Source organism: Pseudarthrobacter sulfonivorans (assembly GCF_031454915.1).
GTDB classification, from domain to species: domain Bacteria; phylum Actinomycetota; class Actinomycetes; order Actinomycetales; family Micrococcaceae; genus Arthrobacter; species Arthrobacter sulfonivorans_C.
In genome coordinates this window covers 89,469-112,224 of sequence record NZ_JAVDRS010000004.1, presented here as the reverse complement: position 1 = coordinate 112,224, position 22,756 = coordinate 89,469, and the positions used below count along the sequence as shown (strand labels likewise).

General features: G+C 65.1%; 18 protein-coding genes. 4 read left to right on the top strand and 14 right to left on the bottom strand.

Translation table 11 applies throughout. The features are described 5' to 3' along the window. Positions 1 to 30 precede the first annotated feature (30 nt). The gene (locus tag J2808_RS10845; protein WP_309815858.1) at positions 31 to 2,250 is read left to right on the top strand and encodes an NADP-dependent isocitrate dehydrogenase; all 2,220 of its coding nucleotides are present in this window, start codon (positions 31 to 33) and stop codon (positions 2,248 to 2,250) included. Between the two features lie 105 nt (positions 2,251 to 2,355). Here J2808_RS10845 and J2808_RS10840 read toward each other — a convergent pair whose 3' ends face one another. The 11 genes from J2808_RS10840 to J2808_RS10790 form a co-directional block, all read right to left on the bottom strand. Continuing rightward, positions 2,356 to 2,856: a hypothetical protein gene (locus J2808_RS10840; protein ID WP_309815853.1), complete on the bottom strand. Its 501-nt coding sequence runs from the start codon at positions 2,854 to 2,856 to the stop codon at positions 2,356 to 2,358. Then, complete coding sequence (locus tag J2808_RS10835; RefSeq protein WP_309815850.1) at positions 2,853 to 3,992, bottom strand: serine/threonine-protein kinase; 1,140 nt, start codon at positions 3,990 to 3,992, stop codon at positions 2,853 to 2,855. Before J2808_RS10835 ends, J2808_RS10840 begins: the two co-directional genes overlap by 4 nt. A 268-nt stretch (positions 3,993 to 4,260) precedes the next feature. Next, complete coding sequence (locus J2808_RS10830; RefSeq protein ID WP_309815847.1) at positions 4,261 to 5,463, bottom strand: hypothetical protein; 1,203 nt, start codon at positions 5,461 to 5,463, stop codon at positions 4,261 to 4,263. An 89-nt stretch (positions 5,464 to 5,552) separates the two neighbouring features. Then, positions 5,553 to 6,503, bottom strand: coding sequence for a hypothetical protein (locus J2808_RS10825; protein ID WP_309815844.1), 951 nt, complete (start codon positions 6,501 to 6,503; stop codon positions 5,553 to 5,555). Positions 6,504 to 6,699: 196 nt separating this feature from the next. After that, the gene (locus J2808_RS10820) at positions 6,700 to 7,770 is read right to left on the bottom strand and encodes a Gfo/Idh/MocA family protein (RefSeq protein ID WP_309815840.1); all 1,071 of its coding nucleotides are present in this window, start codon (positions 7,768 to 7,770) and stop codon (positions 6,700 to 6,702) included. 116 nt (positions 7,771 to 7,886) lie between these two features. Beyond that, on the bottom strand, positions 7,887 to 8,588 hold the full coding sequence (locus tag J2808_RS10815) for an ABC transporter ATP-binding protein (protein WP_309815838.1): 702 nt from the start codon (positions 8,586 to 8,588) through the stop codon (positions 7,887 to 7,889). A gap of 2 nt (positions 8,589 to 8,590) precedes the next feature. Then, on the bottom strand, positions 8,591 to 10,081 hold the full coding sequence (locus J2808_RS10810; RefSeq protein ID WP_309815836.1) for an ABC transporter permease: 1,491 nt from the start codon (positions 10,079 to 10,081) through the stop codon (positions 8,591 to 8,593). 204 nt (positions 10,082 to 10,285) lie between these two features. Next, the gene (locus J2808_RS10805) at positions 10,286 to 11,386 is read right to left on the bottom strand and encodes a substrate-binding domain-containing protein (protein ID WP_309815835.1); all 1,101 of its coding nucleotides are present in this window, start codon (positions 11,384 to 11,386) and stop codon (positions 10,286 to 10,288) included. Positions 11,387 to 11,434: 48 nt separating this feature from the next. Further along, positions 11,435 to 12,718, bottom strand: a complete 1,284-nt coding sequence (gene mmsB / locus J2808_RS10800; RefSeq protein ID WP_309815833.1) for a multiple monosaccharide ABC transporter permease — start codon at positions 12,716 to 12,718, stop codon at positions 11,435 to 11,437. Between the two features lie 45 nt (positions 12,719 to 12,763). Beyond that, positions 12,764 to 14,320: a multiple monosaccharide ABC transporter ATP-binding protein gene (gene mmsA / locus J2808_RS10795; protein ID WP_309815830.1), complete on the bottom strand. Its 1,557-nt coding sequence runs from the start codon at positions 14,318 to 14,320 to the stop codon at positions 12,764 to 12,766. Positions 14,321 to 14,452: 132 nt separating this feature from the next. Beyond that, positions 14,453 to 15,643 (bottom strand): ROK family transcriptional regulator, encoded by a 1,191-nt coding sequence (locus tag J2808_RS10790; protein ID WP_309815827.1) that lies wholly within the window; start codon positions 15,641 to 15,643, stop codon positions 14,453 to 14,455. Between the two features lie 208 nt (positions 15,644 to 15,851). Between J2808_RS10790 and J2808_RS10785 the strand changes: the two genes are divergently transcribed. Next, the gene (locus J2808_RS10785; RefSeq protein WP_309815825.1) at positions 15,852 to 16,646 is read left to right on the top strand and encodes a carbon-nitrogen hydrolase family protein; all 795 of its coding nucleotides are present in this window, start codon (positions 15,852 to 15,854) and stop codon (positions 16,644 to 16,646) included. On the opposite strand, the gene J2808_RS10780 is transcribed toward J2808_RS10785, so the two are convergent. Continuing rightward, positions 16,625 to 18,259: a PucR family transcriptional regulator gene (locus J2808_RS10780; RefSeq protein ID WP_309815821.1), complete on the bottom strand. Its 1,635-nt coding sequence runs from the start codon at positions 18,257 to 18,259 to the stop codon at positions 16,625 to 16,627. The two genes, J2808_RS10785 and J2808_RS10780, sit on opposite strands and share 22 nt — an antisense overlap. 159 nt (positions 18,260 to 18,418) lie before the next feature. Here J2808_RS10780 and J2808_RS10775 point away from each other — a divergent pair, with 159 nt between their 5' ends. Both J2808_RS10775 and J2808_RS10770 read left to right on the top strand, forming a co-directional pair. Continuing rightward, positions 18,419 to 19,957 carry an amino acid permease gene (locus J2808_RS10775; RefSeq protein ID WP_309815818.1) on the top strand — a complete coding sequence of 513 codons (1,539 nt, stop codon included), beginning with the start codon at positions 18,419 to 18,421 and terminating at the stop codon, positions 19,955 to 19,957. Continuing rightward, on the top strand, positions 19,954 to 21,648 hold the full coding sequence (locus J2808_RS10770; RefSeq protein ID WP_309815814.1) for a flavin monoamine oxidase family protein: 1,695 nt from the start codon (positions 19,954 to 19,956) through the stop codon (positions 21,646 to 21,648). The genes J2808_RS10775 and J2808_RS10770 overlap by 4 nt, the downstream gene beginning before the upstream one ends. Positions 21,649 to 21,659: 11 nt before the next feature. Here the strand turns inward: J2808_RS10770 and J2808_RS10765 are convergent, their stop codons facing one another. Both J2808_RS10765 and J2808_RS10760 read right to left on the bottom strand, forming a co-directional pair. Further along, the gene (locus tag J2808_RS10765; protein WP_309815811.1) at positions 21,660 to 22,178 is read right to left on the bottom strand and encodes a gamma carbonic anhydrase family protein; all 519 of its coding nucleotides are present in this window, start codon (positions 22,176 to 22,178) and stop codon (positions 21,660 to 21,662) included. 23 nt (positions 22,179 to 22,201) lie between these two features. Beyond that, positions 22,202 to 22,753: a class I SAM-dependent methyltransferase gene (locus tag J2808_RS10760; protein ID WP_309815808.1), complete on the bottom strand. Its 552-nt coding sequence runs from the start codon at positions 22,751 to 22,753 to the stop codon at positions 22,202 to 22,204. Between the last annotated feature and the right edge of the window lie 3 nt (positions 22,754 to 22,756).

The window sequence follows — 22,756 nt, the reverse complement described above, 5'->3', positions numbered from 1 at the left end:
ATCAGCCGACCTCCAGGGAGACGCCCGCGCATGTCCAAGATTATCTATACCCACACCGACGAAGCGCCGATGCTGGCTACTTATTCGTTCTTGCCGATCATCGAGGCGTTTGCTTCGACCGCAGGTGTGGAGGTGGAGACCCGTGACATCTCGCTCGCAGGGCGCATCATCTCCGTGTTCGGTGACTACCTCACCCCGGAGCAGCAGATCGGTGACGCCCTTGCTGAACTGGGTGAACTGGCGAAGACGCCGGACGCCAACATCATCAAGCTGCCGAACATCAGCGCTTCGATCCCGCAGCTGAAGGCCGCCATCGCCGAACTGCAGGGCCAGGGCTACAACCTGCCCGATTACCCGGACAACCCCTCCTCCGATGAGGAGACGGCCGTGCGCTCGCGCTACGACAAGATCAAGGGCTCGGCAGTGAACCCGGTCCTGCGTGAAGGCAACTCGGACCGCCGTGCGCCGCTGTCCGTGAAGAACTACGCCCGCCAGAACCCGCACTCCATGGGTGCCTGGTCCGCGGACTCCAAGACCAACGTTGCCACCATGACGGCTGACGACTTCCGCTCGAACGAGAAGTCCGTGGTCATTGAGGCCGACGGCACCATCGCCATCCAGTTGGTCCGTGAAGACGGCTCGGTCAAGGTCCTGAAGAAGGCGTTCCCCGTGCTGGCCGGCGAGGTCATCGACGGCACCGTGATGCGCGCCGCCGCCCTGGACGAGTTCCTGGCAGCCCAGGTTGCCCGCGCCAAGGAAGACGGTGTCCTCTTCTCCGCGCACCTTAAGGCCACCATGATGAAGGTGTCCGATCCGATCATCTTCGGCCATGTGGTGAAGGCGTACTTCTCCGAACTGTTCGAGACCTACGGCAAGCAGCTCAGCGCCGCCGGCCTGAGCCCCAATAACGGCCTCGCCGCCATCCTCAACGGCCTCGAGGACCTCCCGGAAGACGTCCGCGAGGGCGTCAAATCCCTCATCCAGAAGGGCCTCGAAGACGGCCCCGCCCTGGCCATGGTGGACTCGGACAAGGGCATCACCAGCCTCAACGTGCCCTCCGACATCATCGTGGACGCCTCCATGCCCGCCATGATCCGCTCCTCCGGCCACATGTGGGGCCCGGACGGCAAGGAAGCCGACACCCTGGCCGTCCTCCCGGACAGCTCATACGCCGGCATTTACCAGGTTGTCCTGGACGACTGCCGCGCTAACGGCGCCTTCGACCCCACCACCATGGGCACCGTCCCGAACGTTGGCCTCATGGCCCAGGCCGCCGAGGAGTACGGCAGCCATGACAAGACCTTCGAGATCCAGGAAGCCGGCACGGTGCAGCTCGTTGACGGTTCCGGCAAGGTGCTCATCGAACACGAAGTGACCCCCGGTGACATCTGGCGCGCATGCCAGACCAAGGACGCCCCCATCCGCGACTGGGTCAAGCTTGCCGTCACCCGTGCCCGCGCGTCCAAGACGCCCGCCGTGTTCTGGCTGGACGAGACCCGCGCGCACGATGCCAACCTCATCGCCAAGGTCAACGAATACCTCAAGGACCACGACACCGAGGGCCTGGACATCCAGATCATGTCCCCGGTGAAGGCAACGGCCTTTACTCTGGAGCGCATCCGCAAGGGTGAGGACACCATCTCGGTGTCCGGCAACGTGCTCCGTGACTACCTGACGGACCTCTTCCCCATCCTGGAACTCGGAACCAGCGCCAAGATGCTCTCCGTGGTGCCGCTGATGAACGGTGGTGGACTCTTCGAGACCGGCGCCGGTGGATCTGCCCCCAAGCACGTCCAGCAGCTGCTCAACGAAAACCACCTGCGCTGGGACAGCCTGGGTGAGTTCCTTGCCCTGGCCGTGAGCTTCGAGCACCTGGCCACCACCACGGACAACGCCCGCGCCCAGGTCCTGGCAGACACCCTGGACAAGGCCACCGGGACCTTCCTGCTGGAAAACAAGTCCCCGAGCCGCCGTGCTGGCGAGCTGGACAACCGCGGCAGCCACTACTTCCTGGCCCGCTACTGGGCCGAGGAGCTGGCCAAGCAGACCGAGGACGCTGAGCTTGCAGCATCCTTCTCCGCAGTTTCAGGCGAGCTGACGTCCAACGAGGAGACCATCGTCGGCGAACTGGCCGCAGTCCAGGGCTCACCGGTGGACATCGGCGGATACTACCGTCCGGACGAGGCGAAGGCTTCGGCCGTTATGCGTCCCTCCGCCACCCTGAACAAGGTCATCGCGACCCTGAACTAATTCGCACATAACGAAAGAGCGGCGCGCCGGGAAACCGGGGGCGCCGCTCTTTCGTTGTGCTGGAAGTCGCAAGAAGCACAGCCGGGTTAATTGCCGACTGTTCCCTTAGTCGTCCTTCCCCTTGCCCTTGCCTTTGGTGTCGTTTCCCTTATCCTCGGCTGGCGCCGGCGCGGGGGCCGCGTTTTGGGCCTCGGCGGCAGCCGCGTCCGCCGCCGCCTGCTTTTTCGCGGCGGCCGCATCCTCGGCAGCCTTCGCTGCTGCGGCGTCCGCCGACTCTTTGGCCGCCGTGAGGTCGGCCCGGACGGCAGCCGCCGCCGTCGTTATCGACCGACGCCGGTTCTCGGACACGGTCCCGTTGCCCGCTGCTGTGGCTACTTCGGCCTCGAGGGTCTCCAGCGCGGACAATGCGCCGGCGGGGTCATTGCCGGCTGCCGCCTGGCTGATCTCCAGGACACGTTGCTGGAATTGCCGCGCCGTGTCCTGTCCCAGGCCCGAGTCCGCAGGACCGCACGCGGCCAAGGAGCCGGTGAGCAGGAGGGCAGCCGCTGCCACAGCCGCGCAGCGGAATGTGCCGCGGCCCCAGCGGCCGTTTGGATCGAGGGTCAAGGCTCCACGCTCTTCTGAAGTTCCTGGAGATGGTCACCCAAGCTGCCGGTGACGGTGGGGTAGGGGACGACGTCGGGCGCTTGCTGCGTGGACAGGCTGAAGGTGAGTGCCACAGCGGCCGCGGCGGTGGCCAGCACCGCCAGGACGATGGCAAGCCAGAAACGCCGTCGCCAGCGACGGACGGGGGGCAGTTCAGACTCAGCGGTGGTGGCAACGGAGGGTGGCCTGAAAGGCATGGCCGGGAGCACGCGGGTGGTCTCCGGTGCGAGTTCACCCGGGGTGGAAACCGGCGAGACCAAGGCCTGACGGAGCACGGACTCCACGTCGGCAGCGGAGGGGCGTTCCAGTGGTTCGAGTGCCGTCATGGAACGGATCAGGTCAGCCCACTCTGACGGGACATCCTCCGGAATTTCAGGAGGGCGGTGCAGCCTTGCCACGGCAGATTCGACAGCGTTGCCCGGATACTCCATGATCTGCTTTATGCACTCCAGCAGGACGAGTCCAAAGGAGTAGATGTCCGTGGCGGGAGTCAGGGGAGAGCCCATGGCTTGCTCCGGGCTCAGGTACGCTGCCGTGCCCACCATCGTCCCGGTGGCGGTCAGCCGTGTGGAGTCGACGATTCTGGCAATGCCGAAGTCCGTCAGCTTGGGCCGCAGGGGCTCACCCGGGCGGATCTGCACCAAGAGGATATTGCCGGGCTTGATGTCGCGGTGGATGATGCCCAAACCGTGGACGTAGGCCAGGGCGTCAGCGATGCCCGCCCCAATCACGGCGAGCTCGTCCAGTGGCACGGGGCTGTGCCTGATGCGGTTGCGCAGGTCCTGCCCTTCCACAAGTTCCATGGTCAGGAACGGCCGGGGTTCGTCCGGGATGCGCGCATCGATACCGGCGTCGAACAACGTGACCAGGCTGGGATGGTTGAGTGTCGCCAGAAGTTGGATTTCGGCTTCCTGGCGCTTGAGTTCCTCCGCGTCAGGTGCTTGCGGGGCGAAGAGCTTCAAGGCCACGTCCCGGCCAAGGTTTTCGTCCTTGGCGCAGTAGACAGAAGACATGCCGCCCCGGCCGATCACTTCCCCCAACCGGTACCGCCCGCCGATGACTTCATTCCTGATGGAGCTAGGTGAATCCGTCACCATGTTCGGCTCCTCTCGGTGCACTGCGGCACTATCCTTCAGTAATGATATCGCCGCTGGGGCTTCCTTCGCGCCGTCCGCGGGCACACCGACGGTCCGGTTGGGAAGTTGTAGGGATCTTCCCAACCGGACCCTCGGTCACAAGGATAAGTGCTGGTTATTTGGGCTCCTCGGTGGCCCACCTCCTTCCGGACCGCTTCACGTAAAACGCGAACGGTGGGTAGTGGATTAGTCGGCTCGTGTGTGCCAGGTTGCCCCGGCGGGAAACCCCTTAGGAGACCCGGCGCCGCGTGAGCATCAGCAAGCCGGCAACCAGGAGCAGCAGGGCGAGCGGGACCAGTGAGGCGTCGAGGCCGGTCTTGGCCAGCGTGGCGTTGCCCCCCTGAGCTGTTGTGCTGCCCACGGCGCTGCCTGATGCGGTACCGATGCCGGTGGTGGTGCCTGCCGGAACAACGGTGATGCCGGTCGTGGCAGACCCGGTGGTGCCAGTTGTGCCAGTTGTGCCCGTTCCGGTACCCGGGGTGTCTGTACCCGGAGTGTCAGTGCCACCCGTCGTGCCAGTTCCCGGATCCGTGGTTCCCGGGTCTGTGGTGCCCGGATCCGTCGTGCCCGGGGTCTCCGTGCCATCCGTGGACCCGCCGATGATCAAGGAGCCGCCGACGTCCACGGTCGTGTCATCCAGGATCCCGGAGGTGTCCAGGCCCAGATCGATGTCAACTGCGGCATCCAGGCCGCCGTCGGTGCCGCCGAGGAGGCCGTCCGTGCCGCCGAGGTTGACGTCGACTACGGCAGCGATGTCAGCGGCCGTTCCGGTGCCCTCAGTGCCGCCGAGGAGGCCGTTGCCCAGGCCGAGGCCAAGGTCGATGTCGGCGGTAACGTCGGCCGCGGTGTTGGTGCCGTTGGTGCCGCCGAGGAGGCCGTTGGTGCCGCCGAGGTTGATGTCGGCTGCGGCTGCGATGTCAGCGGCGGTTGCGCTGCCCTCGTTGGTGCTGAGGAGGCCGTTGGTGCCGCCGAGGTTGATGTCGGCTGCGGCTGCGATGTCAGCGGTGGTTGCGCTGCCCTCGTTGGTGCCGGCGAGGCTGACGTCTGCGACGGCGACGACGTCAGCGGTGGTTGCGCTGCCGTCAGTGCCGCCCAGAAGGCCGTTGGTTCCGCCGAGGTTGACGTCTGCGACAGCGACTACGTCAGCGGCGGTTCCGCTGCCGTCCGTGCTGTCCGGGCCGCCCAGGAGGCCGTCGCCGAGACCAAGATTGATGTCGACTACAGCGACGACATCCGCAGTTTCCGACTGCGTTGGGCCACCCAGCAGGCCCAACGACGTCGTGTCTGCGGATGTCGCCGCCGAGACTAATGCGGTGGCCGTGAGGTCCTGACCGCTGGTTGTGTCCGCAGCGCTGGCTGCGGTGGCGCCGAAGGCTAAAAGCCCGCCGGCAAAGAGGGTGCCAAGCAGCCCTCTGCGAAGGTTGGAATGCATGATGGTTGTCTCCTGACAAGTTGAAGTGGGGCGCAGTGCAGCAACCCGATGGCCTGTGTTCTGCCATGAAAAAGGCAGACAGGGCTCAACTAGTCAGGAGAGGAACCGGGGTCGAATGACACCGGCGAGGGGGCGTGCTTGAAGGCTCCGCTGATGGAGAAGGTACCCGAAAGCGGGAGGTCAAGATCAAAGTCATTCAGCCAGGCAACAGCGCCTGATGGGCCGGACGATGATGCGCCGCTCCCTGCACCCGAACCCGGAGCTTGCGCCGGAAGCGGCGACGGCGACGGGCCCTCCGCTAACGGCGTTTCAAGCGTGGCTGGATGGAGGGATGCGCTGGGAATTCCGGCGGCGGACAAACCTGTGCTGGCCAGTGATGTCCACGGAGCATCAGCAGCAGCGTGGGCTACAGTCCCAGTTTTTTCCAGGGCGGCAGGGGCCGCGACTTCAGTGCTGGCCCCCACGGCTGTTGGGTCTGATGCCAATGCCGGGTCTGAGCCCAGGGCCGCGGGGAGGTCCACTGAAGGATCCAAAACACCCGGCAGTGCAGCAGGCAACGGAGTTTCACCGGTGACCAGGTCGGTAACGGGCTGCACTACAGGCTCAATGATGGGCACGGCTGTGACGAGCGGAGGAACAGCCACGTCTACCAGTCCGGCCACGGTTCCATCGGTTGCGGCCGCGACGGGAACAGCCACCGCTGAGACTGCGCCAGAAGGAACGACGCTTTTTACAACGGGGACGGCAGCTACGAACTGATCAGCGGTGCTGGCCAGGTTGCTAACTGCGGGCAGCAGGAGTCCCGCCGGCTTGGCCGCCGGTGCAGCCGGCGATTTCGGCTCCAAAAGGGGACTGACGGCACCTGTCAACGGAGCTGAAAGTGTCGAAACCGATGACGTGACCCCGCCCAGCAAGGAACCGGATTCCGTGGATGAGTCGGCCGTGGCGGCGGAAGAAGAAAGAGTCAGCCACGTGGCGGTGACTGCACCTGCGAGGAGGAGCGGCCGGAGCAGACGCCAAGGCGAACGAAACTTTGCCATGCGTACCACCCCCAGTACGTACCGTTGAGACCGACGATGTCTACAGCCTAAGACCGTTCTGTGGAGCCGTCTAGGGAATTGGAAAACAAATTCAGCAAACTTACTAATTTTTCACTGCTGAATTAATAACCCCCGGATCCGGTGTCAAACCTATTTACAGAACCCCATTTGGGTTGGCGTCGCTTATTAGTCCGGCTTAGTGGGCGTCATTGGCGTAGCTGACACCGAGTTGACTGCGAACTCCGTCAAAGAGACGCATGGTCTTGATGGAGTCTTCCAACGGCATGACCGGGCTCTCGGTGAGGCCCTGCTGGATGCAGCGGGTCACCTCGCGGAGCTCGTACGTGTAGCCGAGGCCGACGACCTCAAACTCCTCCGTGCGCAGACCGGCCCGGCCCACGCCGATCACCAGTTCCCGCGGATTGTTGATGGAACCCACGCTCTGCAGGTAGCCCAGGCTTCCCGCCACTGTGGCGGTCCGGGGGCCGAACGCCAGGAGCGAGGACGTCAGCTGGGCCTGGGCACCATGGTTGTAGCCGAGCGTCAATGCATTCTGGGCGTCCACGCCGTCGTCATTGATGAAGCCTGTGGCGCTGACTGTCTGGGGAAACCCCAGCGTTCCCACGGCCCACAGCAACGGGTAGACCGAGATGTCCAGGAGGGCACCGCCGCCGTCCTGTCTTGCCCACAGCCTGGAGGTCGGGGAGTATGGCGCGGGAAAGCCCAGATCGGCCGTCACCCAGTGCACATCACCCAGCTCGCCGGAAGCTGCGATCTCGAAGGCCCGCTGCATGCCCGGCAAGAACCGGCTCCAGACGGCCTCCATCAGGAAGAGTTTCCGTTCCCGGGCCACGGCTGCGAGCGCGCTGGCTTCCCTGGCGTTGATGGTGAACGCCTTTTCGCACAGGACGTGCTTGCCGGCGGTGAGCGCAGCCAGCACCATCTGGTGGTGCTGTGCGTGCGGCGTGGCGACGTAGACCACGTCCACCGCGTCGTCGGCGAGCAACCGCTGGTAGCCGGACACGCCGCCGTCGTCCCAGTAAGCCCGTTCGAAACCGTAGGCACCGGCAAAGCTTTCCGCAGTGTCCCGTCCGCGGGAACTGACGGCGCGAAGTTCGGCGTCGGCAAGCAGTGCCAAGTCCTGCGACACCGAACGGGCGATCCCGCCGGTGGCGATGACGCCCCAGCGCAACGGCTTTCCGGTAGCGGACCGCGGGTCCTGATCGGGCTGGCTGGACAACCACGGCGTGGCAATTGGCGCGCTCATGGTGCCCATCCTCTCACCCAGGTGCAGGAGCGTGGATGGAGAACCACCGAAAAGTGCAGGAGCGTCCGGGACAGGACATGCCGCCCCGGACGCTCCCGCGGCCGCTCAGCGCGGACTCAGGCGGACGCCACCGCGTGGGCCCGGACCGGTTCTTCAGTCAGCCTGCCCTGCTGGAGCCGAAAACGGCGGTCCGTCTTGTTGGCGAGGGCCCTGTCGTGCGTGACCACCAGGATGGTGGTGTTGTGGTCACGGCTGAGGGAACTGAGGAGCTCGATGATGTGGTCACCGGTCTGCTCGTCCAGGTTGCCGGTGGGTTCGTCCGCGAGGATCAGCTTGGGTTCGTTGGCCAGCGCACGGGCTATCGCCACGCGCTGCTGCTCACCGCCGGAGAGCCGGTTGATGCGCCGGACCTGCTTGTCCGGGTCAAGCTGCACCTGCTCCAGCAGCTCCTTCGCCCGTGCAAGCCGCACAGCCTTGCGGACGCCGGCGAACTCCATGGGCAGCATGACGTTGTCCACCGCGGAAAGGTTCGGGATCAGGTTGAACTGCTGGAACACAAAACCGATGTCCCGCCGCCGATATTCGGTCAGCTTCCCGTCGGGCATGCCGGCCAGGCTCACGCCGTCGACGACGACGTCTCCGCTGGTGGGTTTGTCCAGCGCACCGAGGAGGGACAACAGCGTGCTCTTGCCGCTGCCGCTCTTGCCGACGATGGACGCCAGGGTGCCCTGCTCGAGGATAAAACTGATGTCGTTGACGGGTTTGATGGTGCGGTCACCGGAGTTGAAGGTGCGGACCAGGTTCTTGACTTCAATCATGGTTATTCTCCTCGCAGGACTTCGATGGGACGGATGCGCGCAGTGAGCAGCGCCGGGACCAGTGCGCCGATGATGGCCACGCCGAATACCGCGGCGATGCCGGCGGCGATGACGCCGGGGGAGGCGCTGGCCGTGACGGAGGTCAGCAGCTGCGACGCCCCGCCTAAGGGATTCCCGCCGGGGAAGCCTCCGCCGCCCGCAGGCATGCCCGCGCCGCCGCCCGGCATTCCAGCACCCCCGGCCATGCCGGCCGCGCGCCCGGCGGCGGTTGTCGCCGTCGTCGTACTGGTGTTGGTACTGATCAGAGCGGAAGCGATACCTCCGCTGGCAAAGGACGCAATGGCAGCACCCACCGCACTGCCCAGGGCCACGAGGACCAGCGCCTCCAGCACGAACTGCAGGCCGATGGTGCGGTTGCGGGCTCCGATCGCTTTCAGGACGCCGATTTCGCGACGGCGCTCGCGAACCAGCATGACCATGATCAGCAGGATGATCAGGCCGGCGGTGCCGAGGGCCGCGACGAAGGCGATAAAGGAGATGTTCTTGACGCTGCCGAGCGAGCTGACGGCGGTCTCGAGGTTCTGGCCCTGGGTGACGTCGGCGGTGTCCGTTCCGAGCGCGGACTGGAGGGCTGTCTTGGCTGACTCGATGTTGTCCAGGCTGTTGACCGTGACGATCATCGAGGACAGCTCCCCGGGGAGCTCCGCCAGGGTCTGCGCAGTGGGCAGGGTGACGTAGAGGGCATTGTTACCGAACGTGGTTCCGGCATCGAAAAGGCCGGCCACGGTGAATGTCTGGTCATTGATCGTGAAGGTGGATCCGACGGTGAGGCTGTTCTTCTCGGCCAGGGTGGTGCCCAGGAGGGCGTTGGCGGATTCAGCTGTGTAGTCGCCCAGCCCGGTGCCCTCGGTGATGGTCAGGGCCTTGCCGGTGCTGTCCACTTCGCCGCCGGTGCCCGTGGCGGTGATGGGAAGCGAGCGGGCGGGCTGCGTGGCGGTGGTGCCGGTGGAACCCGTGGTGCCGTTGGCGGCCTGGTTCCGGCCGCCCAGCGTACCGGCATCAACGGCAGCGGTGAGGCTGGTGGTCAGGGTCGCGGCGGACGTGCCGCCGGGGCCGCCCTGCACTCCGCCGGGGCCGGCCTGCGTGCCGGTTGCGCTCTGGGCGGCCGCCTGCGCCGCCGCTTCGGTGGCGTTGCGCAGCCGGAGGGAGCTGGTCCCGACGACGGAGCTTACGTTGGGTACGGCGGCCGCGGTTGCGGCCTGCTCGGCGGTCAGCGGTTCACCGCCGCCTTCAAAACCCTGGCCACCGGCCGGGTTGACGGTCAGCACAGTTCCGACCGAGGCGTTCAGCTCCTGGACTTTCGCTCCGACGGCCTGGTTGGCCACCAGCATCGCCAGCGCGAGTCCGATCGCGACGGCGAGGACTGCCACCACCGCAGCTGTTCGGACTTTGTTTCTAAAGGCATTGCCAACACTCCGGGCAAGGACGCTCACTGTACTCCTCGGGACATGGCCTGCCTGGTGCGGGCCTCTGCTCCCACAATGCTGAGCGCTGCTGTGCACCTGCGGTGGCATTCCTATGTCTGGACTGTGAATACGGGAAGTGCGAGAAGGCTGCCGCGGGGGACAGCAAAGGCCCCGGTCCGCCGTTGCCGGCGGGCCGGGGCCCGGTGATGCAGAGTTACTGAGTAGACAGAATTACTTGGTGATCGGGCCGAGGACCGGATCGTCCACGTAGGCCGTCTTCACGTTGGCCGCGGTGACGATAACAGGCTCCAGCAGGTAGGCCGGAACGGTCTTCACCCCGTTGTTGTAGGACTTGTCGTCATTGATCTCAGGCGTCTTGCCGGCCTGGAGGTCCTTGACCATCACAATCGCATGCTCAACGAGCTTGCGGGTGTCCTTGTTGATGGTGGAGTACTGTTCGCCCGCCATGATCGACTTCACGGACTGAACTTCGGAGTCCTGGCCGGTGATGACTGGAATCGGCTTGCCCGCCGCCTTGACGGCCGTGATTGCGGCCCGGGCGAGGGTGTCGTTCGGTGAGAGGACACCGTCCAGCGACGCGGTTCCATACGATCCGGTCAGGATGGTGTCCATCCGGCGCTGGGCGTTCTCAGCCTTCCAGTCCTGGGTCACTGCCTTCTCGAATGTCGTCTGGCCGGAGAGCACCTTCAGGGTGCCGTCGTCAATCTTGGGCTGGAGAACCGACATGGCGCCGTTGAAAAATACCTTTGCGTTGGCATCATCCGGCGAGCCGGCGAGGAGCTCAATGTTGTAAGGACCGCTGGCCTTCTTGGCCTTCATGCCCTCCAACAGCGCTTGCCCCTGCAGCTGGCCGACCTTGAAGTTGTCGTACGCCACGTAGTAGTCCACGTTCTCGGTGTTCAGCAGGAGGCGGTCGTAGGCGATGATGGTGGCGCCTGCGTCCTTTGCCTGCTGAAGCTGGGTTCCCAGCTGGGAGCCGTCAAGGGCGCCCACAATAATTACCTTTGCGCCTTTGGCGATCATGGCGCTGATCTGGTTCTGCTGTTCGGCTACGCCGTTGTTGGCGAACTGGACAGTGGCCTTGAAACCGGCGCTGCCGAGTCCATCGTTGAACAGCTTCTCCGCCAGCACCCAGTTTTCGCTGGTCTTCTTGGGAAGTGCGACGCCGATCGCGGAGTCCTGGGCGAAACCAGTGGTTCCACCGGTTGCACCGCCCGGGGTGGTTGGTTCGGAACGTCCGCAGCCCGTCAGCGCCAGTGCCGCGATCGCAGCTATCGCTGCTGCCTTTCCTGCTTTGCCAAACATTCGCATTTGTTTGTCCACTTTCTTCTTGGGTGTTGGTTTGGGAATCCGGCGAGCTCAGGCTTCCCTGGCAATGGTTTCTTTAGTGGAGGTAACCTCATCCGGCTGCAGCGGTGTGCCACCTCCGCTGGAAGGACGGCTGAAGTTCTTCATCATCAGTCCGATGATCGAAGCCCGTCCCTGTGTCTTGTTGTAGACGTCGATAGCCACAGCCACCAAGAGCACCAGGCCCTTGATCATGGACTGCCAGTCGGCGCCGACGCTGAGCAGCTGCAGGCCGTTGTTCAGCACGGCCATAACCAAACCGCCGACGATGGATCCAATGACGGTACCCACGCCGCCTGTCACGGCGGCGCCGCCGATAAAGACAGCCGCGATCGCGTCCAGTTCCCAGCCGGTGCCGTCCGACGGTCCCGCAGAGGTGGAGCGGGCCACGAAGATCATTCCGGCCAGTCCGGCGATGATGGACATATTCATCATGACGAGAAAGTTGATCTTCTTTGACTTCACGCCGGAGAGTTCCGCTGCGTGGCGGTTGCCGCCGACTGCGTAGACGTGACGCCCAACAACTGTCTTGGAGGAGATGAAGCCGTAGATCAAAACCATAACGGCGAGAATAAGGCCCGGAATAGGGAAGGACGTGCCGGGGCGGCCGGTGGCGAACAGGTAAGTTGCGTAGAGGATGGCGCCGCAGATCAGGACGAGCCGCAGGACACTGACCCAGGTCTCCGACACCTCCGCGCCGAGCGCCTTGGCGGTACGGCGGCGTCGGATCTCGCCAAAGACCACGAACGCCACCGCAGCGAGCCCCAGGAGCAGCGTGAGGTTGTTGAACCCGGTGTCCGGGCCCACTTCGGGAAGATAGCCGGCGCCGATGTATTGGAACTCGCGCGGGACCGGAATCGAGTTGGACTGGCCAACAAACTGCTGCGCCCCGCGGAAGATCAGCATGCCCGCCAGGGTCACAATGAACGCCGGGATGCCCACGTAGGCCGTCCACCAGCCATGCCATGCCCCGATCAGGGCGCCCAGGCCCAGGCCCAGCAGGATGGCAAGGAACCAGGGGATGTTCCAGTCGCGCATGGCGATGGCCACCACCATGCCCACGAAGGCCGCCACCGAGCCCACCGACAGGTCGATGTGGCCGGCGATGATGACGAGCACCATGCCGATGGCCAGGATGAGGATGTAGGAGTTTCCGTTGAAGAGATTGATCACGTTGCCCGGGGTGAGGGTGATGCCGCCTGTGAGCCACTGGAAGAGAGCTATGAGAGCCACAAGGGCAAAGATCATCCCGAACTGGCGGGTGTCGCCGCCAAAAAGCTTCTTGAGCGCGTTCATTGTTTTCGGTCCTCGTATCTGGAAGGTTCTGGAAGGCCCAGAGGGTTAGGCGGCTTTTCGGGCGGAGGTCATGAGCTTCATCAGGCTTTCCTGGCTGGCTTCTTCTTTGTTCAGGACGCCGGTGATTGCGCCTTCGAAAATGGTGTAGATGCGGTCCGAGAGTCCCAGCAGTTCCGGCAGCTCGGAGGAAATCACAATCACGCCCTTACCCTGGTTCGCGAGTTGCTGAATGATGCCGTAGATCTCGTACTTGGCTCCAACATCGATCCCGCGGGTAGGTTCGTCCAGGATCAGCAGTTCGGGATCCGTGAACATCCACTTGGCCAGGACGACCTTTTGCTGGTTTCCGCCGGACAGTTTGGCTACGCCCTCCTGCACCGAAGGAGCCTTTGTCCGCAGGGACTTCCGGTACTGCTCGGCAACCTCAAATTCCTTGTTGGTGTCCACAACGCTGCGCTTGCTGATCTTCTCCAGGTTGGCCGAGACCGTGGTGGTCTTGATGTCATCAAGCAAATTCAGGCCGAGGGACTTGCGGTCTTCGGTGACGTAGCCGAGACCGGCGTCGATGGCCTGGTGAACGCTCTTGAGCGTCACTTCCTTGCCATGCATGTAGACCTGTCCGGATACGAAATGGCCGTAGGAGCGGCCGAAGATGGAACGGGCCAACTCGGTCCGGCCGGCGCCCATGAGCCCTGCGAAACCCACAATCTCACCGCGGCGCACAAAGAAGTTGGAGTTCTTGCAGACCATCCGGTCCTGGATCTGCGGGTGCGCCACGGTCCAGTCCTTCACCTCGAAGAACACCTCACCAATCTTGGGGGTGTGGTCCGGGAAACGGGATTCGAGGGCGCGGCCCACCATGCCCTTGATGATGCGGTCCTCGTCAACGCCGTCGGCCTTGACGTCCAGGGTTTCAATCGATTTGCCGTCACGGATGATGGTGATGGAATCGGCGATCTGCTCGATCTCGTTGAGCTTGTGCGAAATGATGATTGAGGTGATGCCCTTGCCCTTGAGCCCGAGAATCAGGTCCAGCAGGTGCTGGGAGTCCGATTCGTTCAATGCCGCCGTGGGCTCGTCCAGGATGAGGATCTTCACGGATTTGTTCAGTGCCTTGGCAATCTCCACGAGCTGCTGCTTGCCGACGCCGATTTCCTTGATGGGGGTGTCCGGGTCTTCTCGAAGGCCCACCCTGGCCAGCAGTTCAGTGGAGCGCAGCCGGGCCTCGGCCCAGTCGATGACCCCGCGTTTGGTGGGTTCGTTTCCCAGGAAGATGTTCTCCGTGATGGACAGCTCGGGGATCAGCGCCAGCTCCTGGTGGATGATCACGATGCCGGCATGTTCGCTGGCCCGGATGTCCCGGAACTGCTGGACCTCGTTCTGGTACACAATGTCGCCGTCGTAGGTGCCGTACGGGTAGACACCCGAGAGCACCTTCATCAGGGTGGACTTGCCGGCGCCGTTTTCGCCGCAGATGGCGTGGATCTCGCCTGCCTTGACCCGGAGGCTTACTTCGGACAGTGCTTTGACGCCGGGAAATTCCTTGGTGATGGAGCGCATCTCCAGAATGACGGGGTCAGTGTGCGTGGGTTGGGACGTCATTTGTCCTTACGCCTCCAATACGTGACTTCTTTGTCCGCCCTGCAAAGCGCAGGGTTCGTCTGATGAAAAAGTAAACTGGATTACACCGGTTGTCGTCAAGTCTTTAACGCAATTGCCGGATAACGAAATGGACTACGCGCTGCGGATCCCTGCGTGCTGGAACACTAATGCCGCTGCTCCGAGGGCTTCCGCGCGGTCTCCCAGCGAAGACATTGTCAGGGTGGTGGTTTCGCCGACCACCGGGACGGCGTGCCGGATCAGGCCCCGCCGGATGGGATCGAGCAGCAGGTCGCCCAGCCCCGCGAGGGGTCCACCCACCACGATCACTTCGGGGTTGATCAGGTTGGCCACGTTGCCCAGTGCGCGCCCGACGGCCTGGCCGGCGTCGTCCACCACCCGCAGCGTGGCGGAATCACGCGCCAGGGCTTTCCGCACAATGTCAGCAGGGCTTAGGGGTGGGTCTTCCCCTCGGCCAAGCAGCTCAATCATGGTGGTGGTGGACGCGATGGTTTCCAGGCAGCCGCGGTTGCCGCAGCGGCACACCAGGCCATGCTCATGGATGGTGGCATGGCCGATTTCGCCGGTAATACCCACGGTGCCGTAGTAGGGTGCGCCGTTGAGGATCAGACCCGCGCCAATGCCCGATCCGATCTTGAGGAACATCAGGTTGCTGACCCCGGAATGAGGTCCCCAGGTAACTTCGGACCAGGCTCCCAAATTGGCGTCGTTGTCAACGAACACGGGCATTTCCAGGGTTTCCTCCAGGTGCTGGAGGATGTTGATCCCCACCCATTCCGGGAGGATCGCCCCCTGTGCCACCGTCCCCGTTCGGCGGTCGATGGGCCCCGGGATGCCGACGCCGGCACCCACCACGGCGGCGCGGTCCACACCGCTTTCCTGCAACAGCTTGTCAAGGAGCAGGACAGCGGCCGCGATGCCTTCCTCCGACTGATGGCCCAGCGGCAGCAGAACCGATTCTTCCGCGATCACGTGGTAGCTCAGGGAGGCCAGGACGACACGAAGATGCCTCCGTCCGAAGTCGATTCCCACGGCCACTGCGCCGTTGCTGTTGAGCCGGACATTGAGCGCCCGCCGGCCGGAACTGGTGATCGGTTCCGTCGAGGCAAGGCCGGCATCCTGCATGATTTTGACGATGTTGGAGACCGTGGCGGTGGACAGCCCTGTCTGCCGGGCAAGTTCAGCCTGCGTGGACGGGCCGCTCATCAGGGTCTCGATGATCCGCTGCTGGTTCAGTTGCCGGAGGGCAGACTGCGACCCCGGATTTTTCGGCCTGCTCTTCGTCGGGCGCGATGTGGCGGACATAAAAAGTAGATTGCCTTACGTTTACTGTTGTAGTCAAGAAGTTAACGCAAGCAGCGTACAGGAGGAGGTGCATGTAACGGGATAATCCGTCCTCCGCGGGGCTGCAGCCGGTGCAATTGGCCCGGGACGCCGAAGCCGGCCGGTGGCTAGGCTGGAAAAAGCGGACGCATATTTCCTGTTGCCGTCCCGATCATGTGAGGTGGTAACGGTGCTGCTGGCCCTTATGCAGGCAAACGCCCGCGTACTCGATGTCGATGCAAACTGCGCGGCTCTGGATGCGGCTGCCCGGGCTGCCGCCGCGGCAGGCGCAGCAGTCCTGGTCACACCTGAACTGTTTCCCGTTGGCTACGCCCCGCTGCGGCTCCGCGCTGAACTGGACCCGTCCCAGCTTCCTGCCATCAGGGAGACACTGCGCGGAATCGCGCGCCGCCACGGGATCGGGCTGGTCTACAGTGTTCCGGCGGTCACGGACGGCGGCAGTTGGCATATCACCTCCACGCTGGTGGACGGTTCGGGCGCTGAGCTTCTCACCTACGCAAAGGTGCACCTCTTTGGCGATGACGAACGCGCGGCGTTCAGCCCCGCCGAGGCGCGTCCCGCCGTCGTCGATTTCAACGGGTTCCGGACGTCGATGGTGATTTGCTACGACGTGGAATTTCCGGAAACGGTCAGGGCCGCCGCGCTGGGCGGGGCAGAGCTGCTCCTGGTGCCCACCGCTCTGGCCCACGGCTTCGAAACCGTTCCCAAGGTGCTGCTCCGCGCCCGGGCCCTGGAAAGCCAGGTGACCATCGCCTATGCCAACCATTCCGGAACCGAGGACGGCTGCGAATTCCTCGGCCGTAGCGTCATTGCCGGACCTGACGGTACGCTGCTGGCCACGGCGGGACCGGGAACCGAACTCCTGTACGCCGAGGTGGATCCGGACGCCGCCCGAAAAGCCCGTGACGTGGTGCCCTATCTCCGTGAACGCCGCCCGGAGCTCTACCGGTCCTGGGGCATCTGAAGCACCCCGTCCTCCAAACCGTCCACGTACTGCAGGGCAATCCACAGCTCCGCCCGCACCTGGGCGGAACCAAGGTCCATGGCCAGCAGCTCGGTCAGTGCATTGATCTGGCGCCGCACGCTGTTCCGGTGCATCCCCAGGACCTTGGCCGTGGCATCCCAGTTGCCGTTTTCGCCCAGCCAGGACTTCAGGACACTGAGCTGGGCGCCGCGGCGGTCAGATTCCTGCGCCAGGACCGGCTCCAGCAGCCTGGCCGCGAGCATGCTCCCGGCGCCCCGCCCCAACAGTCCCGTGACCGACCACGTGACGTCATCCACGCGCACGCTTTCGCCGCTCGCCTGAACGCGGTATCGCAGCGACGCAGCGCGCTGGTACGCGGCAGGAAGCCCGGCCATTTCCGTGGGATCGCCCACCACCAGGCGCCAGCCCAGTTCCTCCACCTCACGCAGCAGTGCGTCGTCCACCTTGAATCGGGTGACGGCCGCAAACCCGTAGTCCGTCAGTTCCACCATCTTCGTATCAAACAGCCTGCGCCACTGCAGCAATTCCCTGACAGGGCCATCGGCCGACGCGGGCGCCGACGCGTCCGCCCGTACGCCCAGAACCACCCGGAGGGCACCAGAGCGGGTACCTGAAACGCTTTGCGCCAGGAGATCCTTGAGGACGTTCAGCTCCCGGGTTGAGCCGGCGGCCAGGCTCTCCGGATGCAACAGCAGGGCCGTTGCCAGTTGGCTGGGGGCGAGCGAGCCGCTGGTGCGCTGCCGCACCAGCAGTTCCAGCAGCCCCACCACCGAGGACACCACACTGTTCTGCGCCGGGGTCAGCGCCCTGTCCGTGCCCAGGATCAGTGCCCCGAGCGTGGCGTCCTTGGTGCTCCGGAGCGGATGGCCGAAAACCAGGGCTGAACCCTTCGTGGGCAACGAGTCCGTCTCCACCCGCGGGCCGTTGCCAGCCAGCAGCCGCTTGAGCATGGGCTGCAGGGCGGACGGCTCGACGGCGGCCGCGGGGCTGGCCCCGCCGGTTCCGGTTGCTGCGGCACGGGCACGCACGCGGCCGTCCGCCCCGAAAAGCTGGGCCCACACCGGGACCCGCTGCGCCAGGGCCGAGAGGAGTTCATGCTCGGGCCTGGCCGACAGCACGGCCCGCATCAGTTGCCGGTTGGTATCCGCCAGTTGACGGAAGACCCGGGCGTTGCCGGATTCCAGGAGTTGGGAGAACTCCAGGCCGATGGCGGCGAAGGGGACGCTGCTGGGGATCTGCACCAGGGTGAGCTGATGCGCCCGGCACGCCGAGAGCACATGGTCCGGGACGGCGTCGAAGTAGGGCTCCAAGCCAAATCCCAAGGCCGCGACGCCGGCGCCAACCAGCCGCCGGACGTACCCTTCCGCGCGCTCCTTTGTGCCGCCGTCGTCCAGGAACGGCAGTCCCGCCGTCAGCACGAACTCCCCGTCCAGCAGGTACGGCGTGGGATCTTCCAGTTCGCTGGGCTCCACCCAGCGCAGGGGCGCGCCGGCGTTTCCGGCGTCATGCAGGACGGTGAGGTCCCGGGGGAGTGCTGCCAGAAACTGGCCCAGGGTTACGGCGTCGAGGTGTTCCGCAGCTTCAGGCTGCACGGCGGAACCCCGGCCCGGAAACTCCAGCGCTGTTTATATTTGGTGCATTACGTCTCATGAGTGAAAACTATAGGTCACTTTGCACACCTCTGAGATGCGGCTCACACGCCTACGCTGGGTGGGGGAACCCGACCAACTACTCACGAACGGACGTCAACGATGACTGTGCCAACACTCTCCGGTCCGGCCACGGGCCGCGCAGCCGGCCGTCCCGGGCTGGGCGCGCAACTGCTGCGCCGGAAACCGATCGGACAGATGGTCAGCGAAGCGGAAAGCGGCCACGGCGGACCGAAACTGGTCCGCAGCTTCGGGGTAATGCAGCTGACCATGATCAGCGTCGGCGCAACCCTGGGAACAGGCATCCTGGTGATCCTCGGCGAATCCGTTCCGCTGGCCGGGCCCGCGATCTGGATCTCGTTCGCCATCGCCGGGTTCGCCGCACTCCTTTCCGCAGTGTCCTATGCGGAAATGGCCGGCATGGTCCCCGTCGCCGGTTCGAGTTATTCCTATACCTACGCAACCATGGGCGAAGGCATGGCCTGGATCTGCGGCTGGTGCCTGGTCCTCGAGTACGCCGTTTCGGTCGCGGCCGTTACCGTCGGGGCGGGCCAGTACGTGAACGAGGCCCTGGCAGTGTTCGGGCAGGGCCTGCCCGAAGCCGTCTCCCAGCCCCCGGGCGACGGCGGCCTGGTCAACATTCCGGCCATGGTCATCGTGGTGCTGGCAACCGTCCTCTTGGTCCGCGGCGCCAAGGAAAGCGCCTGGATCAACACGTCCATCGTTGTGGTCAAGGTGGGCATTCTCCTCTTCTTCTGCGCCGTGGCCTTCACCGCCTTCAACGCGGGCAACTTTGAACCGCTCCTGCCCATGGGTGCCGCCGGAGTCTCCGCGGCCGCTTCCCGGGTCTTTTTCTCCTACATCGGCTTCGACGCCGCCTCCACCGCCGGCGAGGAAGCCCGCAACCCCAAGCGCGACCTGCCCCGCGCCATCATGCTTTCGATGGTCATCGTCACCACCATCTACGTCCTGGTGGCCGTCGCAGCCATCGGCGCCCGCCCGTGGGGCTGGTTCGACGGCACCGAAGCCGCCCTGGTGAAGATCCTGGAGGAAACCACCGGCCAGCCGTGGATCGCCCTCCTCTTCGCCGTCGGCGCAGTCCTGGCCATCGCCAGCATTGTGCTGACCGTCCTCTACGGCCAGACCCGCATCCTGCTCTCCATGTCCCGCGACGGCCTCATCCCGAAAATCTTCGGCCGCGTCTCCCGGCGGACCGGCACCCCCGCCGCCGGCACGCTCCTGGTGGGCACCGCCGTCGCCCTCACCGCAGGGCTGGTCCCGCTCGGTGCCCTCGCCGACGCCACCAGCATCGGAACCCTGTTCGCCTTCGCCCTGGTCAACGTGGCAGTAATCTACCTGCGCCGCACCAGGCCCGAGCTGAAGCGCACGTTCCGCGTACCGCTCTTCCCCCTGACCCCGGTCCTCGGCGCCCTGATGTGCGCCTACCTCATGGCCAACCTCGGTGCCGACACCTGGGTCACCTTCGGAATCTGGATGCTGGTGGGCCTGGCAGCCTACTTCGGTTACGGACGCCGGAACTCCAGGGTGGCGGCGCTGAGCACCGAGGAATACCGTGAGCTGAGCAGGCCGGAATCTTCACCGCTGTCCACTACCGAGCAAACGAAGGCAGAGCTTTCATGACCATCGCCACCGAACTCCCGGCCTCTGACCCGTCCAGCACCCAGGCTGGCCCCATCACCATGCTGAACCCCGATTTTCCGTTCAGCTACGATCACTACCTCGCCCATCCCGCAGGACTCGGTGCGGTTCCGCCGGAGCTCTACGGCACCGAGGTGGCCGTTGTAGGGGCGGGCCTATCGGGCCTCGTCACGGCGTACGAACTCATGAAGCTGGGCCTGCGCCCTGTCGTCTACGAAGCGGACCAGATCGGCGGCCGCCTGCGGACGGCCAGTTTCCCGTCCGCTCCCGGCGTGGTGGCAGACCTGGGCGGGATGCGGTTCCCCGTGTCCGGCAGGGCCTTCTACCACTACGTGGACCTGCTGGGACTGGACACCCAGGATTTCCCCAACCCGCTGGCGCCCGTCACCTCGAGCACCGTGATCGAACTGGCCGGCCAGAAGCACTACGCGGAGACCGCCCAGGACCTGCCGCCGTTCTTCCGCGAGGTGGCCGAGGCCTGGAAGGCCGCCGTGAACGACGGCGCGAAGTTCGCCGAAATGCAGGAGGCCATCCGGGCACGGGACACCGGCCGGATCAAGGACCTCTGGAACGCGCTGCTGCCGCTCATGGACGAGCAGACCTTCTATGGGTTCATTGCCGGGAGCGAGTCCTTCAAGGAAGCCGGCTTTGCCCACCGTGAGGCCTTTGGCCAAGTAGGGTTCGGCACCGGCGGCTGGGACACCGACTTCCCCAACTCCATCCTGGAAATCCTCCGCGTGGTCTACACCGACGCCGATGACCAGCACCTGCTCATCAGCGGGGGAGCGCAACGGTTGCCCGAGGCACTGTGGCAGCACGCGCCGTCGGGCATGGCCCACTGGCCGGACGGGACGTCACTCGCATCACTCCACTCCGGCTCGCCGCGCGGGGCTGTGGGCAAGATCAGCCGCGATGCAGACGGAGACCTTCGGATCCGGGAGCGCTGGGGCCGCGAGGCCGGCTACCCTGCCGTGGTGACCACGTGCCAGTCATGGCTGCTGTCCACGCGAATCCACACCGAGGAGGCACTTTTCCCGGCCGAGTTGTGGACCGCGATCGAGCGCTCACACTACATGCAGTCGTCCAAGACGTTTGTGATGGTGGACCGGCCGTTCTGGAAGGACATCGATCCGGACACCGGACGTGAGGTGCTGTCCATGACCCTGACGGACCGGCTGAACAGGGCCACGTACCTCCTGGACGACGGCCCGGACAAGCCAGCCGTGATCCTGCTGTCCTACACCTGGAACGATGACGCGCTCAAATGGCTGTCGCTGGACGCCGACGAACGCGTTGAGCTGATGCTGCACTCGCTTGAGCAGATTTACCCGGGCGTGGACATCGCCAGCCACATCGTGGGCCAGCCCATCACCGTTTCCTGGGAAGCGGACCCCAACTTCATGGGTGCCTTCAAGGCGAACCTGCCGGGGCACTACCGCTACCAGCAGCGCCTCTTCACGCACTTCAAGCAGGATCAGCTGCCCGAATCCCAGCGCGGGATCTTCCTCGCCGGTGACGACGTGTCCTTCACCGCGGGCTGGGCCGAAGGCGCCGTGACCACCGGCCTGAACGCGGTGTGGGGCGTGGTGAACCACTTGGGCGGGACGTCGGCGCGGGACAACCCCGGTCCGGGCGAACTCCTGGACGCCATCGGGCCCATCAGCCTCGACTGAGCGGGTGGGGACTAGCCGTGCAGCTCGCGGTGGGCACGGGCCAGCTGCACGTAGCGCGCGGCGTTCTGCTTGACGCCGTCGAACTCCTCGTCGGTGAGTTCCCGCCGGACTTTCGCCGGGACGCCCGCCACCAGCGAGCGGGGCGGCACAACGGTCCCCTCCAGGACCACGGCGCCGGCCGCCACCAGCGAACCGGTGCCGATCACGGCGCCATTCAGTATGGTGGCGCCCATGCCGATCAGGCAGTCGTCCTCCACCGTGCAGCCATGGACGACGGCGGCGTGCCCCACGCTGACACCCGCCCCGACCGTGCAGGGGAAGCCGGGATCGGCATGCAGCACCACGTTGTCCTGCAGATTACTGCCGGGTCCCACCATGATGGCTGCTGTGTCAGCCCGGACGGACACTCCGTAGAAGGCGCTGGAATCCTGGGCGAGGGCTGCGTTGCCAATGATGGACGCCGTGGGGGCGATGAACGCGGATTCGTGGACGGCCGGAGCATGGCCGGCGAAAGTGTGAAGAGGAGCCATAGGGCCAAGCCTAGGACATCCGTTCACGCCCCCGGCCAGGAGGGAGTCCGGAGGATGACGAACTCGTAATGCTGGGCCCATATCCCGGCGCCCGGACCGGACTCGGCGCCGGCCGCTTCCTGCCAGGAGACAAAATCCTCTACAGCACCGTGGCGGCCAAAGACCTGCCGTATCCGCTCTTCATTCTCATCGGACCAAAGTCCGACGGCGATGGGCGCCCCGGGTGCCGTCACCCGCACCAGTTCGCGCAGTACTCCGTCAATATCGCCGGCGGGGATGTGCTGCACCCTGTTCATAGCCCAGACCGCGGGGAACGTCCCGTCCGCGAACGGCAGTTGCCGGGCGCTCGCCACGGAGACGTCCAGGCCCTTGCTGCGGGCCAGGTGGACGTTCTCCTCGGAGGGGTCCACACCCGTGTAATGGATGCCGGCGCGGACAAACCGCAGGCCGTCCACCCCCAGGCCGGCACCGATCTCCAGGATGCTGTGGCGGCCCTCTGCCTTGAGGAGGCTGATAAACCGCTCGCGCTGCCCGCTACCGGGTTCACCTGTCCCGGTACCGGCCGCTGCGCCCATGGC

What these genes read in the sequence shown, in the direction of transcription:
- mmsB (WP_309815833.1), bottom strand. Translation starts at nt 12,718, where the DNA reads ATGAACGCGCTCAAGAAGCTTTTTGGCGGCGACACCCGCCAGTTCGGG.
- J2808_RS10845 (WP_309815858.1), top strand. Translation starts at nt 31, where the DNA reads ATGTCCAAGATTATCTATACCCACACCGACGAAGCGCCGATGCTGGCT.
- J2808_RS10760 (WP_309815808.1), bottom strand. Translation starts at nt 22,753, where the DNA reads ATGGGCGCAGCGGCCGGTACCGGGACAGGTGAACCCGGTAGCGGGCAG.
- J2808_RS10815 (WP_309815838.1), bottom strand. Translation starts at nt 8,588, where the DNA reads ATGATTGAAGTCAAGAACCTGGTCCGCACCTTCAACTCCGGTGACCGC.
- J2808_RS10775 (WP_309815818.1), top strand. Translation starts at nt 18,419, where the DNA reads ATGACTGTGCCAACACTCTCCGGTCCGGCCACGGGCCGCGCAGCCGGC.
- J2808_RS10825 (WP_309815844.1), bottom strand. Translation starts at nt 6,503, where the DNA reads ATGGCAAAGTTTCGTTCGCCTTGGCGTCTGCTCCGGCCGCTCCTCCTC.
- J2808_RS10770 (WP_309815814.1), top strand. Translation starts at nt 19,954, where the DNA reads ATGACCATCGCCACCGAACTCCCGGCCTCTGACCCGTCCAGCACCCAG.
- mmsA (WP_309815830.1), bottom strand. Translation starts at nt 14,320, where the DNA reads ATGACGTCCCAACCCACGCACACTGACCCCGTCATTCTGGAGATGCGC.
- J2808_RS10835 (WP_309815850.1), bottom strand. Translation starts at nt 3,992, where the DNA reads ATGGTGACGGATTCACCTAGCTCCATCAGGAATGAAGTCATCGGCGGG.
- J2808_RS10830 (WP_309815847.1), bottom strand. Translation starts at nt 5,463, where the DNA reads ATGCATTCCAACCTTCGCAGAGGGCTGCTTGGCACCCTCTTTGCCGGC.
- J2808_RS10820 (WP_309815840.1), bottom strand. Translation starts at nt 7,770, where the DNA reads ATGAGCGCGCCAATTGCCACGCCGTGGTTGTCCAGCCAGCCCGATCAG.
- J2808_RS10765 (WP_309815811.1), bottom strand. Translation starts at nt 22,178, where the DNA reads ATGGCTCCTCTTCACACTTTCGCCGGCCATGCTCCGGCCGTCCACGAA.
- J2808_RS10790 (WP_309815827.1), bottom strand. Translation starts at nt 15,643, where the DNA reads ATGTCCGCCACATCGCGCCCGACGAAGAGCAGGCCGAAAAATCCGGGG.
- J2808_RS10805 (WP_309815835.1), bottom strand. Translation starts at nt 11,386, where the DNA reads ATGCGAATGTTTGGCAAAGCAGGAAAGGCAGCAGCGATAGCTGCGATC.